Here is a 17,551-nt window from a genome sequence, read left to right on the forward strand (position 1 = left end):
ACCTATTGCTAATTCAAAGCAGAAGGGATAAAACGAAGATATTATTGACCATTAAGAGTACTTACCATGTCTGCAGCTCAATCGACGCCCCATCGCTGGACTTTCACGCGACTTGGTGGCTTTAACCAAGTTGTTCTCACCAAGGCCGACGACATTCGTCATTTAAGCCAACTTGACCCGAAATTATGGGTCGCGCTTTCTTGCCCCACCTCGGGCCTCTATTTCGACCAAGCCACCTTGAAGTATCTTGACCGTGATGGTGATGGCCGTATTCGCTTACCTGAAGTCATTCAAGTAACGAACTGGGTGTCTCGAGTACTGCATAATCCGGGCCTGATCCTGGACCCCAAAGACACGCTGCGCTTGGACGATATCAACACTGACGATAAAGATGGCGCGGCCATTCATGCTGCAGCACAACGATTGCTAGAATTACTCGGTAAAGCCGATGCCGGTGAGATTTCTTTGGCTGATGTCACCAATCAACAAAGTACGCTTGCCAATGCGCGCTTTAACGGGGATGGCGTGATTACCCCAAACACGACGGATGATGAGCACCTACAAAGCATTATTCGAATCATTGTCGCCAACTCCACCCCGGTGACCGATGCTTCGGGCCAGGCGGGTGTCAACCAAGCCCTGGTGAATCAGTTTTACAGTGACGTGAAAGCTCGACTTGCGTGGTTAGCGGCAGCGCAGCCAGGCTGGGTTCCTGATGGCGTGGACGGCCAACGCGCCGCCGAATCCTTGAGCGCCGTGCGAGGGAAAATTGATGACTACTTCAGTCGCTGCCGTGCCGCACAGTATGACCCAAGAGCCGCAGAACAGCTCAACCGGGCGAGTGCAGACTGGAGCTCGCTGGCCACTCAAGACATTTCCGAAGCCTGCGCAGAAATGGCAGAGTTTCCGCTCGCCATTATCAGCCCTACCACTGAGTTGCCGTTAATACGGGGGCTCAACCCAGCATGGGAAGCGCGTATCAAACGACTGCAAGAAGCGGTGATCAAGCCCGTTCTTGGTGATCTTGAAACCCTCACCTATGAGCAATGGAACAGCCTGAAAGCACGGTTTGATGATTACCAGAATTGGCTCAAAGGCGAGGCAGGACAACTGCTCAACGCGCTGAATTCAGAAGAACTGCAAGCACTACTCGATAACGACAGCCAAGCCGCAATTTTGAGCTTGGTTAAACAGGACTTAGCGGTTCGGCCCATGGTCGACGCCATGAATAAAGTGGAAGAGTTACTGCGTTATCGCCTGTACCTGAAAACCTTGTTGAACAACTTTGTTAGTTTGCCGGACTTTTTTGATCGGGATACTCGAGCAATTTTCGAAGCCGGGGTCCTCTTTCTTGACGGCCGCGCCTGTGAGCTTACGTTGGAAGTCACTGATGCTGCTAAACATGCCACCTTCGGTGGCCTTAGCCGCTGTTACTTAGCCTACTGTACTTGTACTCGCAAAGACGGTTCCAAAAAGGAAATTGTTGCCGCCTTCACTGAAGGCCCGCACGACTTCTTGATTGTGGGCCGCAACGGTGTGTTTTTTGATCGACACGGACAAGACTGGGATGCCACCATCACCAAAGTGGTGGAAAACCCGATCAGCGTGGGACAGGCCTTCTTCTCACCGTATAAAAAGCTGATTCGCTTTATTGAAAAACAAGCGGAGAAAAGTGCCCAAGAAGCAGAGAGTGCCTCAGTGACCAAACTGCAGGAGCAGTCCACCAAAGCGCTCTCAACCGACGCCGAGCAAACGCCGGTGAAGCCCAAGTTTGATATTGGTGTGCTTGCCGCGTTGGGTGTTGCAGTTGGGGGTATCGCCACCGCACTCGGGCTCATGTTGCAAGCGCTATTTGATTTAGGCTGGTTGATGCCGGTCGGGATTTTTGGCTTAGCGTTGTTAGTGAGTGCGCCATCGATGTTTATTGCTTGGTTGAAGCTCCGGCAGCGTTCTTTGGCACCCTTATTGGATGCGTCGGGTTGGGCCTTGAATACCAACATTAAGATCAACTCGTTCTTTGGTAGCCGCTTGACCAAAGTGGCCCACTTACCGAAAGGATCGAGTCGTATTATTACGCGGCATGCCACCCCTAAACGCCGTTGGCCGGCGGTATTAGGGGTGCTAATCGTTATCGCTATCGCAGCTGGAGTCTGGTATTTCTACTAGTCATCTGCGGAGCGGTCGGGTTTAAAGCGGCGTTCAATCCACTGGTAAAATACCGGGATAAAGAAAATGGAGACGAACGTCGCTAAGAGCATGCCGCCCACCACGCCAACCCCAACGGCGTTACGCGCGGCAGCTCCTGCCCCCGCACTGTACACCAAGGGTATGGTGCCGAAAATAAAGGCCAATGAAGTCATCAAAATGGGGCGGAACCGTTGCCGACAGGCCTCCAACACCGCCTCATAAATAGACATATTGCGTGCTCGGTTCAACACCGCAAACTCCGCGATCAAAATCGCATTCTTTGCCGCTAAGCCAACCAACACTAACATTCCCACTTGGAAGTAAATGTTGTTTTGCATGCCGGCCAGCCAGGTTGCTAAAGCAGCACCAAAGGCCGCAAAAGGAACCGCCGTTAACACCACCAAGGGCAGGGTCCAACGCTCATACTGAGCCGCCAACAACAAGAATACGATGAGAATTCCGAACAAGAAGGCTGATGCGCCGGTGCCCCCACTCGCTTGTTCCTGTTGCGATGCTCCCGTCCAAAAAAGCTGATAGCCAAACTGTGGAGGGAACAACTCATCAGCCACTTCTTGCATGGCGGCAATGGCTTGCCCGGTTGAGTAGCCTGGTGCTGGTTCCCCCATAATTCGTGCTGCAGGACGGTTATTGTAGCGGTGCACCGTATCGGGCCCGGTGGTACGCTCCAAGTTCACAATGGTATTGAGCGGTACCATTTTGCCATCGGCTGACCGTACAAAGGTGGTGGCCAAATCTTCAGGCCCCGCCCGATACGTCGATTCCGCGCTTAAATAAACCCGCCACGTCCGTCCAAGATAGTTGAAGTCATTCACATACGAACGTCCATAAACCCGCGTCATTGCCGCGAAAATATCGCTTATTTTAATGCCCATGGACTTCGCCCGCTCGCGGTCGACAATGGCCGTATAACGGGGCACATCAAGGTTCAGTGTGGTCCGCACGCCTTGTAACTCAGGGCGAGCGTTGGCCGCTTCGGTTAACCGTTGCACTTGTGTCATCAGGTCATCCAAATCCCCTTCAAGGGTGACCACCACATAAGCTTCAATCCCACCGGTGGTTGAAATTCCCGAAATCGGCGGTGGGTTAAAGGCGCGAATCACTGCTTCAGGGTAATTCTTGCCTAATTGATTCACTTGCTGCGCGAACGCTTGACTGTTATCCCGCTTGAGATCACGTTTATCCCAAGGTTTCAGGGTGATAAAGCTCGCACCAACGTTCGGTCGCGTATTCCCATTCACAATGTCGTAGCCAATAAAGGTTAAGGCGCTGTCGACAATGGGTTCATTCCGCAGCACTTCGTTCCAGCCAATGGAAAATTCTCGAGTCCGCTCCAGTGACGCGCCCTCAGCCAGTTGGTGAGACACCAAAATATAGCCCTGATCTTCTTCCGGCACTAAGCCTCCTGGCAGACGCGCAAACAGGGTATAGGCGAGTGCAATCACAACGCCAAAAATCACCACTGCAAGCCCAGTACGTTTCAGCATAAAACGTACGCCAGCGGTATACCCCGCTGTCATCCGCTCAAAAAAGTCATTAAACCGTTGCAAAATGCGCGGCGGCTCTTCTGGGGTTGGTTTGAGAATTTGCGCACACAGCGCAGGCGATAAGGTCAATCCAACAATGCCCGAAATCACCACAGAAACGGCAATGGTCAAGGCAAATTGCTGGTACATGACCCCGGCTAAACCGCCAAGGAAGGCCACCGGAATAAATACGGCTACCAGCACCAACACCATGGTAATAATGGGACCCGAAACTTCCTTCATGGCTTGGTGCGCGGCATCTGTCGGCGAAAGCCCCTGTTCACGCATCAACCGTTCCACGTTTTCCAACACCACAATGGCATCGTCCACCACAATCCCGATGGACAGCACCACCGCCAACAAGGTGAGTAAGTTAATGCTGAAGCCAAACGCGTACATCCCAGCGAAGGCACCAATCAAAGAGACCGGAATTGCCACCAGCGGAATGAGCGTTGCGCGCCAGCGTTGTAAAAACAGATAAATGACCGCAATTACCAAGACGATGGCTTCCAGCAATGTTTGCAGCACTTGCTGGATCGAAACTTTCACGAATTCAGTGGTATCAAACGCAATGTTGTAGCCCACCCCATCCGGGAAGTTTTTACTCATTCGCTCCATCACTTCATCAACCGCTTCGGATACCTCCAGCGCATTGGCACCGGGGCGCAGGTTGATCCCAATCGGAACCACGGTTTCGCCGTTTTGGATGGCATCAAAGTTATAGTTAGAAGCACCTAGCTCAACACGAGCAACATCGGCTAAGCGAATGACCGAACCATCTGGATTGGCTCGTAGGATAATGTTCTCAAACTGTTCAGGTGACGAGAAACGACCTTTAGTGCCAATGGGCAAACTAATTTCTTGCGGGTTTTCAGGGTTGGGTGCGTCCCCAAAACGGCCCGCCGAGAACATATTATTCTGTTCGTTAATAGCGTCCGCCACATCACTCGGAACCAAGCCATAGTTTGCGAGCTGATCGGGTCGCAGCCAAATACGCATGGCGTAGGTTTTCGAACTAAAAAACGTTGCCGACGCCACCCCATTGATACGGCTTAATTCATCCTGCACCGTGAGCGTGGCGTAGTTATTTAAATACAAGGAATCTCGGCTGCCATCAGGCGAGGTGATTGCGACAATTTTTAAAATTGCCGAGGATTCTTTACTGATCTGCACCCCTGACCGTTGCACTTCTTCGGGCAACCGACTCAAAGCGCGCTGCACTGCTGCATCGACATCAATGGCCGCTTGATCAATATCGGTTCCGACTTCAAACACCACGCGGATACTCACCGAGCCACTGTCGTCCGATGAGGACGTCATGTACAACATGTTCTCGGTGCCATCAATATACAGCTCTAACGGCGCCGCAACCGCTTCTGAAGCAGCTTGTGCCGTGGCACCAGCATAGCTTGCGCTTACTACCACCTGCGGTGGCACAATTTGTGGGTACTGTTGAATCGGCAGGCTACGCAGCGCCAGCAAGCCCACCAAGACAATTAAGATTGACAGTACTGCCGCCGTGACAGGGCGGCGAATAAAGACATGAGAAATCATTCGTTTTCCACCTTGTCAGCACGGACTTTGGCGCCCGGTTGCAACAGCGATAATCCTTCAACCACAACTCGATCACCCACGGCGACCCCTTGCTGAATTAATTGGCGATTACCAACTCGCACGCCCAACACCACTTCACGCGGTTGGACGGTGTCATTGGCATCCACCACATACACCACCGAGTGTTTGCCCGATTGCATCACCGCTCGCTGCGGCACAGCAATGGCATCGGTCACATCAATGCGAGGTAGTTGTACCCGCACAAATTGCCCCGGTAATAGCACCATGTCTGGGTTTGGAATCACCGCCCGCGCTTCAATGGTGCCGGTTTCGGTATCTACGGTCCGACTCACATAATCGATAAAGCCCTCTAACGGGTGCACCGTGCCATCTTGCCGAATCAATTGCACACTAGGCATGCTTTCAGCCGTTCCGTCCACCGAGGTATTGGCCAATAAATAGCGTGCAGCAATGTCGTTTTCACCCACCGAAAAATTCACATACAAGGGATCTAAGCGCGTGATAATCGCCAATACTTCGCCTTCACTCACAATGTTCCCCGGCGAGATGCGCTCGCGGCTGGCGACGCCATCAATAGGAGCGCGAACATCGGTATAGCCAAACCGCAATTCCGCATCGCGAACACTGGCTTGAACGGCCGCCAGTTCAGCTTCTGCTTGCTCATAAGTAGATTGAGACTTATCGCGGTCACGACCACTAATGGCACCGTCAGAAAATAGGTTTTCAACCCGCTCCCAATCCCGCTTAGCGGCACTGTACGCAGCTTCAGCGCTGGTTAAATCAGAACGAGCACGCTGCAATTCCACTTCATAGGGCGCTTTTTCAATGCTAAACATCAACTGGTCTTTGGTGACCAATTGCCCTTCTTCAAAGTGTCGTGATTCCAGCAGCCCCTCAACCCGAGCGCGCACCTCTGACACCATCGAGCCCTCGGTATTACCAGGGAATGTTCGTTCCAGTTGTAGGTGTTCGGCTTGAGCCTCCACCACCAAAACCCGTGGCAAGGTTTCTTGAACTTCAACCAACGCGGCATCACTTTCTGAGCACGCGCTCAGCAGCGGCAGTAAACAAGCTGCGACGGTAAGTTGAATGAAGGAGAATTTAGTCATGATGCGTCCTTAGCAAACATACGGATATGCGATAGTCTACTCAGCTCATGCGCTTAATGCCGTTGAATTTACCGCCCCTTTACAAAAAACATTTACAATCTAAAGATTCGCGCTGAGAACAAGAGACCCCTTCCAATTTGTCGTACAATGTCATTGTAGAGCATTAATTCATTTGTACCGCCTATTCCAAAAGATAAGGTTATTCATGTTTGAAAAAATGAGACTCGAGTGGTTCTCCAACATTAGAGGCGACCTACTCGCAGGGACTGTCGTTGCTTTAGCCTTGATTCCTGAAGCTATCGCATTTTCTATTATTGCAGGGGTCGACCCTAAAGTTGGCTTATATGCCTCCTTCTGTATTGCCGTCATTATTGCCTTTGTGGGCGGCCGCCCTGGAATGATCTCGGCCGCCACGGGCGCCATGGCCTTGTTAATGGTGACCTTGGTCAAAGAGCATGGCCTGCAATATTTATTGGCTGCCACCTTATTAACCGGCGTCTTTCAAATTGCAGCGGGTTACTTAAAGCTTGGCAACCTCATGCGCTTTGTCTCAAGTTCGGTCGTTACCGGCTTTGTGAATGCCTTAGCCATTTTAATCTTCATGGCCCAATTGCCCGAGCTCACTAACGTGACTTGGCATGTGTATGCCATGACCGCAGCGGGGCTCGGGATTATCTACTTATTCCCCTATGTGCCGGTGATTGGCAAAATGCTCCCTTCCCCCCTTGTGTGCATCATTACTCTGACCGCTGTGGCGATGCTGTTTGGCATTGATATCCGTACCGTGGGAGACATGGGTGAGTTGCCCGACACGCTGCCAATTTTCTTATGGCCGGATGTGCCATTGAATTTTGAAACCCTGAAAATCATTTTGCCTTACTCGCTCGGTCTTGCTGTAGTGGGCTTACTAGAGTCCATGATGACCGCCACCATCGTTGATGATTTAACCGATACCGAAAGTGATCGTAATCGGGAGTGTAAGGGGCAAGGCATCGCAAACATTGGTGCCGGCTTAATGGGCGGTATGGCTGGCTGTGCCATGATCGGTCAATCCATTATCAACGTGAAATCAGGCGGCCGCGGCCGTTTATCCACCTTTTTTGCCGGTGCACTCCTGCTGGTGTTAGTGGTGTTTTTAGGGGATTTAATTGGTCAGATTCCCATGGCGGCCTTGGTGGCAGTCATGATCATGGTTTCCATTGGGACTTTCTCATGGACATCGGTGAAAAACTTAAGAAGCTACCCGATTTCCACCAATATTGTGATGATTGCAACGGTCGTGGTTGTGGTGTTTACCCATAACCTAGCTATTGGCGTGCTGGTTGGTGTGTTGTTAGCTACCTTGTTCTTTGCCAATAAAATTGGCCGTTTTATGGTGGTGAAAACCACCTCTACGGAAGAAAACTCGCGGACTTACCAAGTAATTGGACAAGTGTTTTTTGCCTCATCCGAGCAATTTATCAACGCCTTTGATTTCAAAGAAGTGGTTGATAAAGTGACCATTGACTTAACCCAAGCCCATTTTTGGGATGTCACCGCCGTGTTATCACTCGATAAAGTAGTGATGAAGTTCCGTCGCGCAGGGGTTGAAACAGAAATCATCGGAATGAATGAAGCGACCGTAACCATTGTGGATAAATTCGGCACCCACCATGACCCCGCAGAAGTTGAAAAGCTGATGAGCAAGGGATAAGGAGAAAACACATGAATCACATCATTGCCTGCGTTGACGGCACCACCCATTCCGATGGGTTGTGCACAGCAGCATGCTGGGCGGCCCAACAGCTTGAACAACCCATCGTCCTGCTGCAAGCGATTGAAAAAAGCTACACGCCTGTACCGGAAGATTACAGTGGGGCCATTGGGCTAGGCGCGCGTTCGTCACTGCTGCATGAAATGATTGAGTTGGACGAAGCTCGCAGCAAGATCGCCTTATCGCTGGGTAAAGAAGTGCTCACTCACTCTGAGCAGTTTCTGGCCCAAGCAGGGTGCCGCAACGTTGAGAAAGTACAACGCCACAGTGGCTTAGCAGAAGCAATTCATGACCTTGAGCAGGATGCTCAACTGCTGGTGTTAGGCCGCCCCAGTAACCTCTCAAAACGTGCCTTTAAAGCACATGGCTCCCAACTTGAGCAAATCATTCGCCAAGTACACACGCCAGTGTTCCTGGTGAACGATACCTTTCAAGCGCCGCAAAGCTTTATGATCGCTTATGATGGCCGTGCGACAGCCGATAAAGCCGTCCAGCGCATTATTGAAAGCAAGTTGTTGCGTGGCTTAACCTGTCATTTGGTGGCGGTCGAAAACAACGTGGCCGAACTCGAGCAAAAGTTTCAAGACACTCAAGCTCAGTTAACGCAAAGTGGCTTTCAGGTTCATGCCAGTTTGCTGGAAGGGCGGATTGCAGACACCCTGATGCAATACACCCGTGACAACAATATTGGCGTTATGGTGATGGGGTGTTTTTCGCGTTCCAAATTGGCGAGCGTCTTTTTGGGAAGTAACACTATTAAAATGATTGAGTCATCAACCATTCCGCTCATTATCGTTCGCTAACCAAGAGAGCCACCGGCATGCAAATTTGGGTCGATGCCGACGCTTGCCCTAGCGTCATTAAAGACATCCTGTATCGGGCGGCCGAGCGCAAACAGTTGTTGTTAACGCTGGTCGCCAACCAACTGTTACGTACCCCGCCTTCCAAATACATTAAAAGCTTGAAGGTGGGAGCTGGCTTTGATGTTGCGGACAACGAAATTGTGCGTCTTTGCCAAGCCGGGGATTTGGTGATCACGGCCGACATTCCATTGGCCGCCGAAGTCATTGCCAAAGGTGGATTCGTTCTCACTCCGCGCGGCGAGCGCCTCACCCAAGACAATATTGGGGAGCGCCTGAACCTGCGCGACTTCATGGACACGCTACGCAGCAGCGGTACCCAAACCGGCGGGCCACCCCCACTGCACCAACGCGACCGCATGGCCTTCGCCAATGCTTTAGATAAAATACTGGCAAGTCTCCCGCCCTAGGGATTACATATTTAAGCCAACAAAAGCGCCGCGGTTTCGTTTAGCAACGGCTTGCATCAGGGTCGCAAAACCGCGCGCATTTTGGGGTGTGGCGAAATAGAACCCGATGCCATGAATCCGAAAGATAGGCTCCCCGTTGGGGCCGGCATTGGCTGCTGTAATATTTCGTACCACGTTATCGAGCCCCGCCGTTGAATAGTCATCACCAAACACATATAAACTCACTTTGCCGGATTGCCCTTTGTACTCATTCAGAGCTTTCAGAATACCGCGCTCTGGAAACGAGCCGCCCCCAACAAAGCTGCTCATTCGTTCGAGCGCTCGTGTCCGCATGGATGCCGTATCATTTAACCATTTTCCAGCTTGCGAACGATACAAATAATCGCCATCCGCATTCATAATTTGGAAGCCTTTCATTTGCGGATGGTTGTTTAACACATCGCTCACCACTCGCATCACCTTCTGCCATTTGCCACCGCCGGCCATGGAACCAGAGTTATCGATAACGAAGATGACATAGTCCGCATCAGTTGGAATCCCGCCCACTTCTTCACTGGGTTCATCGGTGCTGTCAGGCACCCTCAAACGAGCTGTTTCACGGCGTATTTCTTCCCGCAATGATTGTGCTTGTTGCTGCAATTGTTGAATGGTTTGCTGGGCGCGAGGAATGGAAGAATCTAAATTTTGCTGCTCGTCGGTGATGGATGCCGTTTTTGCCTGGGCTTGGCGCAATTCTTCTTGTTTATCCAACAATGCTCCCTGCAAGGTTTCAACGGACAGCTGGGCTGCTTGGACTTGTTCCAGCAGGATACTGAGCTGTTCAGGCCCTTGATGTTCATCGGTGTCACCATTTTTCGCCAACAAAATCAGCAACACCACAGCGCCAAATGCACAGGAAATAATATCCAGGAAGGACAGGGTGAATACTTCAATGGGTGGACGTTGTAGTTTTCGCATTAGGGCCACTCCGATGCCGGTGACAAGAAAGTCCCGTAAGTGCTATTCGCCCATTCCCAATAGAGCGCTGATGCATGGGGATCGCCTTCAATCGGTAGCAGAATAATATTCATGGTAACGTTCTTCGGAAAGCGCTGTGCAGTGGCAACTAGCAGCTCTTGGCGGCACACCGAAGAAATCGATTTGCTGGAGCGAAAAATATTACGACATTTCAGCGATAAGCCATCTCCTAAGGTGGGTAACCCATCCGTTATTAAGTAGACGTCGGTAATTTGATTATTAATTCGAAAGAGTTCTGCTAATCCCACCTGTAAATTGGTGCCGCCATCGGGCACCACGGCGCCCAAATCACTCACAATGGCACGCATCGATGCTGTCAGCTTCGGGCTATTACGATCATTCTTCCCTAACCGCTTGGCATCTTCTGAAAACGTCACCACCGTGACGCGTGAATCATCGGGTACCCGCGCCAGCAGCCACTTTGCCGTTCGAATGGTTCGTTGCCACTTGGCCGTTTGCACACGTTGAGCATCGGATAAAGCAAGGTAGCGCAACACCTCCACCAAGTTATCCCCCATCATGGAAGCTGACTTATCCACCAAGATCCCAATCTGCTTGCCTTCCACCTTCATGCCGGTGATATAGTTTTGATTGCCCGTTCCTGACAGCGCTACGGCATCCGAAGGGGTGGGCAGTTTCGCCATGGCCGCCAGTTGTTGTTCTAAGTTAGCGACCACAGCCATTTCATTGGCAATGTTTTGCAATAGCTTGGCTTGCTGGCTTTCGGTTTCAGATTGTCCCTGCTCACTTGCTTCTTGCTCCGCCGTTTCCATGGCAATAAGCTCATTGATTTCATCCAACGACTGCTGCAATTGCACCACTTCGGTCTGGCCCGCCGCCAATTCTGCTTGGAGTTTTTCCAGTTGTTCGGTGGGATCCGTGGTATGAGCTTTAAATTTGATGACAATTAAGATCAGAAGCACCGCGCCCAAGCCACAGGCTAACGCATCCAGCAAGGAGGTGAGGCCAAAGTTAGGGTCGCTGCGCTTGAATTTTCTCATCGCTCGCCGTTACTCGTGAAGATGAGCCAGCAAGTGTCGCTCACAAGAATCTTTGGTCTTTAATACCATTTCATCTTGGCGACCATTCAGTAAATGCAGCAAAAACATCAGAATCAAGGAAATAAAAATCCCCACCAAGGTTGAGTTGAAAGCTACCCCTAAATATTCCACCATACCGGTAATATCCCCGCCGCTAATGGCTTTATCTGCACTACTTAAGGCGGAGCCAATCCCGCGCACCGTGCCAATAAACCCGATGGAGGGCACCGCCCAAGTAATGTACTTGATCATGCTGTTGCCGCTTTCTAGGGAAGCCGCTAAGGAATCCACACTGGATTCAATGGCATCAGCTGCGTGTTGCACGTTACCGGTGTTTTTAAAACGGCGAATACAGTTGATCCAGGTGGCCATAGCGGGGTTTTCACGATAAGACGAACTTTCTAATTCGGTGAGCGCCGCTTGCAGATCAAGGGCCGCTGACTTGTCATGCGCAGCCAGAAAGTCTTGCGTATAAATGGCTTCCTCGTCAATCAGCTTCACCAGTTTGTAGCCCATCAGGAACAAACAGTAGAACATGAGTGAGATACAAATTTGTTGCTCCGGGTCTTTCAAAATCACCCAAATATTTTTTTGTGCTTCCGAGCCATAAGCGACCATTGCCGCAGTCGCATTTGGGTGAATCACCCCCACATAAACTAAATGAACCACGGTAAAACTGGCTAACAGCACCAGCACAGAAACCCATATTTGGGGGTTCATGCTGGGGTTGGGATTTTTCTTCATGCTTATGCCCTACTAAATATTGGTTGGGAAATCTTGCGGCGCATCCAACGACACAAAATACGCGGCCGCACTGGCAGCTAATAGTAACAATACAACGGCGACAACAATTTTACGTTTCATGGTATTCCCCTATTCATCATACCGTGCAATGCGAAACCCGATATCCGCTTCACCCTGGCGGCCACTGGTACGAGCCGCGGTGCGCAACTCCTGCAATCGACCCGAGAGGTAAGAGGCCCCTTTCACCACATGGGTAGTCCCTTGTGCAACACCCGTATAGTCCATCATGACTCCGGACGTGGCCGGTTGCACCACGGAATAAAAGTCATGCACCCATTCACGCACGTTGCCGTCCAGATCATAAAAGCCGGCTTGGTTGGCCGAGAAACTCCCAACCGGTGCTCGCTCAGCATAGCCATCCTGATAGTCTTTAAAAATGAAGGTTTGCTGACCGCGGCGTGATTCATCCGAAAAATTTCCTTGCTGCTCACGCATGCGATCTGTCGAACCCCAGACGTATTTTGTCGGGCTCGCACGATTCGCCAACTTTGCAATAAACTCCCATTCGGCCTCGGTGGGCAATCGATACCCTCGTGCTTGCGGCATAAAGCCAACCACCTGTTGGTTTTGGATTACGTAAAACGGTTCTAACCCTTCTTGCTCGCTGAGCCAATTCGTGTAGGCCGCCGCTTCATCCCAGCTGACCTGTGTGACCGGCAGGTTTGAGCTGGCAGCGCCCGGTTTAAACTGCGCAAACTGTGCTTCAGTAATTTCATGGCGGGACACCCAAATCGATCGCGAAAAATCCACCTGCACTTGGTGCTCATTCGGACTACGCCCCACCTCATTTCGCGGTGACCCCATGGTGAAAGCCGTGGGTTTCAACTTCAACATTTGAATGCCCAAGGTTTCCACAAACAGCGGTTGGCCTTCCTTGCGGCGTGCCTCAAACTCTTGCAGCATCTCCGCGCTCACAGTGATGGTTTGGCGCGCATTTGGAGTAATGTTGCGAGTAACGGTACGATATCCTGACTTTCTAAACTCAAGCGATGTTGGAATGGTTTGTAGCGACAACTCTAACGGCGTCTGCCCCACGCTTTTGCCTGCCACAAACACCTCGGCAGGGATGTTCGACGTAACGTTGACCTTGGCGATTTCGGGCTCCAATTTAAAACGGATGGCCCGCTGTTCACCGGGAGCTAAGGTGAGCTTTTTAGTGGCGCTGATATAGCCTTGTTTTTCGTAGCGCACTAGGTGCTCCACGTTAGCGTCGACGCTGGCAGGACTGCTTCTGGGCGTGCCACTAATGAATAGTGCGCCGTCACTAGGTTCTGCTTGCACCCGCAACTGCCCTTGTTCAGGCTGAAGTAGGTAATGACGTGTTGGAGTTGGCTGTGAGCGATGCACAGGCAACGTATCCTGCACACTTTGATACCCATCAAGCCGAACCTCGATGGGGTAATCCCCCCCCTGCTTCGGCAATGACAACGGGGTTTGTCCCACCAAGCTGCCTTCCATGTAAACCGAGGCACCGGCAGGTTCTGTTTGAATTTGCAGGGTGCCAGCAATAGGTTGCAGGGTCAGTTGCTGCTGCAACTCCCCCGCGATTTCAGCTGTCATTGTTTGCTGAGCAATTTGATAATAAGGATGCTGAGCAGCCACTTGATATTGGCCTGGAGCAAAGGTGGTGGTGAGAGTCGCGCCGGTGTGCACCCGAGTGCCATCCACCCACCACTCCATGTTTTCATGCGCCGGTTCAGTGGTCAGCACCACCGTTGCAGGCATCGGCTCCAATTCCACCTCTAGCACTTGACTGGCGTGCACATCTAAGCGGAGATCTTGGGCTTGATACTTGTCAGCCGAAACCCGAATAACCCCTGTGGTTCCTAATAAAAACACAGAATCACCGCGACTAAAACCGGTTCCCTCGATAAAACGGAACTGTTGAGTTGCTGCAGCGTCGGCAGGCAACACCTTCACCTTGAAGCCATTCACCAAGAATAACCAACTGAGATAACCAAGAATGATGGCCGTTCCCAGCACCACCACAATTGTCACCGCAATTCGGTGGCGGGCTTTGGCTTTATTAATGGCAGCATCAATACTATTCAAGCCACTCTCCTTTGATAAGATTTGCGGTTAAATCCGGGTAGTGCACTGAATCTGGACCACCACAGGTAACGCTGATTTACTCACGACAATGGTTTGTAATACGGTTTGATACCCTTCACGCCGCCCTTCAATTTGATAGGTGCCGGGCTTAAGGTGGATCGTGCGCTCGGTCACGTTGCCCACTTGCCCCACTTGCAATACTCGAATATAGGTTCGGTTATCACTCTTGATCAGCACTGGCAACGGCTGGTTTTCAGCTTCAATCAAGGTTTCCAAACGCTCTATTTTGGCGGCTAATTTTGCGCTATGAGGCAGGGCGTCTTGGCTGGCAGCTATTGCTGAAATCGCATTCGTTAAAATGCGAGGATCAGATAAACGGTCCGGACGGTTCAAATACTCATCCAAACGCGCATTGGCTTGCGTGACCGCTTGCGCCCGCTGCGCTATTTGCTGGATTTCGCGGTTTTCAGGGTGTGCTTGAACTTCTTTTTTTACCAATAACTGCACCGTTGGCCATTCATCCGCAGCGATAAATACCGCTAACTGCTGCAAGGCTTGTTGTTGCTGCTGCGCCTTAATGCCTTCTTGCGCCCGCGCTTGGAGCACTGCCAGCTCCGCTCGGGTGGAATCAATCCTGGCCGCTTGTTCAAGCAATTGCTGTGCTTGCTGGTAATCCTGTTGTTCCAAAGCATTCACAGCGCGCTGCACCACGGTGGCAAAGTCTCGCGCTTGAATGGCCTGATTCAGCTCATTGAGCTGTTGCTGCCATTCTGGGCGGGGTTCTAACGCCACCAGTTGTTGATACGCTTGCTGTTGCTTCTCAAGATTATTTTCAACGCCGCCCACCCGCGCAGTCTCGAGGAGCGCTGCAATTTTAGCTTGCTGGGCAGGATCAACCATGGGCTCGGGTGCCGGTTCTGATTCTGGCTCAGGTTCTGGTTCGGGTTCTGGTTCGGGTACCGCGACCTCACCGGGCTTGTGGATGGACTCCACCGATAACGGTGGTTCCGCCAAATTCTCGACCAGTGAATCCCCTCGAGCTGCGAACTGAACGCTGATCCAATAAAGGACCGGCGCCACCACTACCAGACCGACCAAGAGCCCTACAATGCGAAGCAATCGTTGTCGCCGTTGCGCACTGGCTTGCGCTAACTGATCATCAAGAGACATGATTACAACTGCTGATCAGGTGTTTGCTCTAGGCGATAAATTTCTTGCAAACGCTGGCGTAGCTGCTGGTATTGCTCTTGAGCCGAGCCTTGCAACGCAATTTTCTCGTTCTCAAACTCAATCACCTGCGGCGATATTTGCACCTGCAAGCTACTGCCGGCTTCATCCAAAATATCACGGACTTCATGCAACTCTCGGTTCGCATCCACCGCATCTTTTAGGTTCGACAGCGCCCCCACAGCCGCAACCGCAGCAACCGCATTCCCTAAATGCGTATCTTGGTTGCCCGCCGCAACGGCTAAAATTGCTAAGCCGGCCGATAAAAACTGGCTATTTCGGCGTTCTTGCTCCGCTTGGCGCTTCTGGACCGCCAGTGGATAGGTTTCATGATGGTAGGTTGAATACGCCTCATTGGACGTTTCATAAAAGGTTTCGTAATTCGTTTGCAGCGTATGAATGAACTGCTCTTCTTTCGCTTTGACCGCCTGAATGCGCTGATACATAGGATCATTCTGAGCAGGGAACCCAGCTAACTGCCAAGTGCCTGAGCGGGTTTGGACTAAGTAATCCGAAAAGGCTTCCGGTGAATAGTTCTTAGCAAAACGTAAATCAGACACCCGCTCAATTTCTTGCTTTTCACTATCGCTGAGCTTGTTGAGCAAGTCATAAACCCACGAGGCGATGGCCGCAAAGGTCGGTTCGTAAGGGTTTTTACCGTGGTTCATAGGGTCATTATGGAAAAACGCCCCCACTTGAAACTTAAACCGTTCTTCGGCCCAGGTTTTATTCCGCGCATCCATCACTTTCACGTTCAGCTCTAGGATTTCGGTGTTCGACGAAATGATTTTGCCTAACACGTAAAGGTCTTTATCGGCTTGCGCATCAGGGGTGACATGGACGGAACCGAAAGCCCCGGTTTTTTCTAGTGCATGCTTGGTATCCAAAGCAAAACGGTTTGCCTCAAGGCGACGCACTTGGGGCCAAATGCCTTCCTCACGCTGTGCTTCTTGGAGTTTATAGTCATAGGGACCGGCCAACCCGGTTTCAAACACCGGCACGGCCACATCCAGGTATACATTGGACTGATAGTGGTAGGTGCGCTGCATGGCATTTTGTGCCGAATACGCGCTGTTGCCCGACCCAACATTTGTCACACCAGAGCCGGTCGATTGGCAAGCCACTAAAATCATACTTGCAGCAAGTACAGCCATCACTTTTTGCAGTTGAAGATACAGTGATGTCATGGGGTTCCCCTTTTTAAACAGTGCCTGTAATCCGCAGATTACTTACAATTGTATTGTTCCTGCAACGCTTTGAAATGCGCGCGCTCTGCGTCTGTCGTTGCAGCTTCCATGGCTTGACGCACGGTATCACACAGCCCCGTACTGCCTTCTTGTATGCCCTCACCGCGACCACCCCGACTTGATGGCGGTTGCTGACTTTGATCGGTTGGAGCCTCAGCATCCGAATTATCGGTACTTGTGGCATCCGTACCGTCGCCCCCTGCGGCGCCATTGCCATCACTGCCTTGCCCGCTTGCGGCAGCCGCCGCAACACGGTCGGCACTGGCCCCCGCTGCTTGGGTCATACACTCTTCAGACTGGTGAAGCACCATCAGGAAATCGTCATCCAACGCCGCCAGCTCTTCTGCTTTCGTTTTATGCTGGTTATCGACATTGTTAAACACCAAATTGGTGCAATCACTGTAATACCGGACCGAGGCCGTTGACGCAGGCGGCTCTTGCGCAGACACAGCCACGCCCACCCCCAACCCTAACGTTGTGAGTAGCACTCGATGTGTCATTGTCCGCAATTGCTTCAGCATTCGTCATCCTCAGCGTACGTTGAAGAGACCTTAACCTTACCCTAAGTCTTTACTATAGTGTAGTCGTTCGAGAGAGTGGTAAAGTTGTTGGGGAAAATATTAGCAAAATCCGCGTAAACCCTCGCCCAATCGGGCGGGGATACAAGCGGGAACCGCGCAGCGGTTCTATTCAGGGGTAACTTGGCTCTGCACATACTCACGCAAA

At 51.5% G+C, this 17,551-nt stretch carries 13 protein-coding genes; 4 read left to right on the forward strand and 9 right to left on the reverse strand.

The window, feature by feature from the left end; all coding sequences use genetic code 11:
• Positions 1-66 precede the first annotated feature (66 nt).
• Positions 67-2,166, forward strand: coding sequence for a hypothetical protein (locus BLP64_RS08235; RefSeq protein ID WP_092593581.1), 2,100 nt, complete (start codon positions 67-69; stop codon positions 2,164-2,166).
• Here BLP64_RS08235 and BLP64_RS08240 read toward each other — a convergent pair.
• Together BLP64_RS08240 and BLP64_RS08245 are read right to left on the reverse strand one after the other, a co-directional pair.
• Complete coding sequence (locus BLP64_RS08240) at positions 2,163-5,285, reverse strand: efflux RND transporter permease subunit (RefSeq protein WP_092593583.1); 3,123 nt, start codon at positions 5,283-5,285, stop codon at positions 2,163-2,165. The two genes, BLP64_RS08235 and BLP64_RS08240, sit on opposite strands and share 4 nt — an antisense overlap.
• Positions 5,282-6,415: an efflux RND transporter periplasmic adaptor subunit gene (locus BLP64_RS08245; RefSeq protein ID WP_092593585.1), complete on the reverse strand. Its 1,134-nt coding sequence runs from the start codon at positions 6,413-6,415 to the stop codon at positions 5,282-5,284. The genes BLP64_RS08240 and BLP64_RS08245 overlap by 4 nt, the downstream gene beginning before the upstream one ends.
• A gap of 205 nt (positions 6,416-6,620) precedes the next feature.
• Between BLP64_RS08245 and BLP64_RS08250 the strand changes: the two genes are divergently transcribed.
• The 3 genes from BLP64_RS08250 to BLP64_RS08260 are packed head-to-tail and all read left to right on the forward strand — an operon-like array spanning position 6,621 to position 9,438.
• On the forward strand, positions 6,621-8,108 hold the full coding sequence (locus BLP64_RS08250) for a SulP family inorganic anion transporter (RefSeq protein WP_092593587.1): 1,488 nt from the start codon (positions 6,621-6,623) through the stop codon (positions 8,106-8,108).
• An 11-nt stretch (positions 8,109-8,119) separates the two neighbouring features.
• A complete protein-coding gene (locus BLP64_RS08255; RefSeq protein WP_092593589.1) occupies positions 8,120-8,971 on the forward strand; it encodes a universal stress protein in 852 nt (283 codons plus the stop codon).
• Positions 8,972-8,988: 17 nt separating this feature from the next.
• A complete protein-coding gene (locus tag BLP64_RS08260; RefSeq protein WP_092593591.1) occupies positions 8,989-9,438 on the forward strand; it encodes a YaiI/YqxD family protein in 450 nt (149 codons plus the stop codon).
• A 3-nt stretch (positions 9,439-9,441) separates the two neighbouring features.
• Here BLP64_RS08260 and BLP64_RS08265 read toward each other — a convergent pair whose 3' ends face one another.
• From BLP64_RS08265 to BLP64_RS08295, 7 genes are all read right to left on the reverse strand, one after another.
• Complete coding sequence (locus tag BLP64_RS08265; protein ID WP_092593593.1) at positions 9,442-10,395, reverse strand: vWA domain-containing protein; 954 nt, start codon at positions 10,393-10,395, stop codon at positions 9,442-9,444.
• Positions 10,395-11,456 (reverse strand): VWA domain-containing protein, encoded by a 1,062-nt coding sequence (locus BLP64_RS08270; protein ID WP_092593595.1) that lies wholly within the window; start codon positions 11,454-11,456, stop codon positions 10,395-10,397. The genes BLP64_RS08265 and BLP64_RS08270 overlap by 1 nt, the downstream gene beginning before the upstream one ends.
• 9 nt (positions 11,457-11,465) lie before the next feature.
• Complete coding sequence (locus BLP64_RS08275; RefSeq protein WP_092593597.1) at positions 11,466-12,239, reverse strand: MotA/TolQ/ExbB proton channel family protein; 774 nt, start codon at positions 12,237-12,239, stop codon at positions 11,466-11,468.
• 129 nt (positions 12,240-12,368) lie between these two features.
• Positions 12,369-14,351, reverse strand: a complete 1,983-nt coding sequence (locus BLP64_RS08280) for an SUMF1/EgtB/PvdO family nonheme iron enzyme (protein WP_233340135.1) — start codon at positions 14,349-14,351, stop codon at positions 12,369-12,371.
• Positions 14,352-14,378: 27 nt separating this feature from the next.
• Complete coding sequence (locus BLP64_RS10820; protein WP_092593598.1) at positions 14,379-15,521, reverse strand: hypothetical protein; 1,143 nt, start codon at positions 15,519-15,521, stop codon at positions 14,379-14,381.
• Between the two features lie 2 nt (positions 15,522-15,523).
• The gene (locus BLP64_RS08290) at positions 15,524-16,765 is read right to left on the reverse strand and encodes a hypothetical protein (RefSeq protein ID WP_092593599.1); all 1,242 of its coding nucleotides are present in this window, start codon (positions 16,763-16,765) and stop codon (positions 15,524-15,526) included.
• A gap of 38 nt (positions 16,766-16,803) precedes the next feature.
• Positions 16,804-17,346 carry a hypothetical protein gene (locus BLP64_RS08295; protein WP_092593600.1) on the reverse strand — a complete coding sequence of 181 codons (543 nt, stop codon included), beginning with the start codon at positions 17,344-17,346 and terminating at the stop codon, positions 16,804-16,806.
• Positions 17,347-17,551 lie beyond the last annotated feature (205 nt).

It is taken from the genome of Pseudidiomarina indica, assembly GCF_900104245.1.
GTDB lineage: Bacteria > Pseudomonadota > Gammaproteobacteria > Enterobacterales > Alteromonadaceae > Pseudidiomarina > Pseudidiomarina indica.

Coding starts and splice junctions, on each gene's coding strand:
- BLP64_RS08235 (WP_092593581.1), top strand. CDS start 67: ATGTCTGCAGCTCAATCGACGCCCCATCGCTGGACTTTCACGCGACTT.
- BLP64_RS08240 (WP_092593583.1), bottom strand. CDS start 5,285: ATGATTTCTCATGTCTTTATTCGCCGCCCTGTCACGGCGGCAGTACTG.
- BLP64_RS08245 (WP_092593585.1), bottom strand. CDS start 6,415: ATGACTAAATTCTCCTTCATTCAACTTACCGTCGCAGCTTGTTTACTG.
- BLP64_RS08250 (WP_092593587.1), top strand. CDS start 6,621: ATGTTTGAAAAAATGAGACTCGAGTGGTTCTCCAACATTAGAGGCGAC.
- BLP64_RS08255 (WP_092593589.1), top strand. CDS start 8,120: ATGAATCACATCATTGCCTGCGTTGACGGCACCACCCATTCCGATGGG.
- BLP64_RS08260 (WP_092593591.1), top strand. CDS start 8,989: ATGCAAATTTGGGTCGATGCCGACGCTTGCCCTAGCGTCATTAAAGAC.
- BLP64_RS08265 (WP_092593593.1), bottom strand. CDS start 10,395: ATGCGAAAACTACAACGTCCACCCATTGAAGTATTCACCCTGTCCTTC.
- BLP64_RS08270 (WP_092593595.1), bottom strand. CDS start 11,456: ATGAGAAAATTCAAGCGCAGCGACCCTAACTTTGGCCTCACCTCCTTG.
- BLP64_RS08275 (WP_092593597.1), bottom strand. CDS start 12,239: ATGAAGAAAAATCCCAACCCCAGCATGAACCCCCAAATATGGGTTTCT.
- BLP64_RS10820 (WP_092593598.1), bottom strand. CDS start 15,521: ATGTCTCTTGATGATCAGTTAGCGCAAGCCAGTGCGCAACGGCGACAA.
- BLP64_RS08290 (WP_092593599.1), bottom strand. CDS start 16,765: ATGACATCACTGTATCTTCAACTGCAAAAAGTGATGGCTGTACTTGCT.
- BLP64_RS08295 (WP_092593600.1), bottom strand. CDS start 17,346: ATGCTGAAGCAATTGCGGACAATGACACATCGAGTGCTACTCACAACG.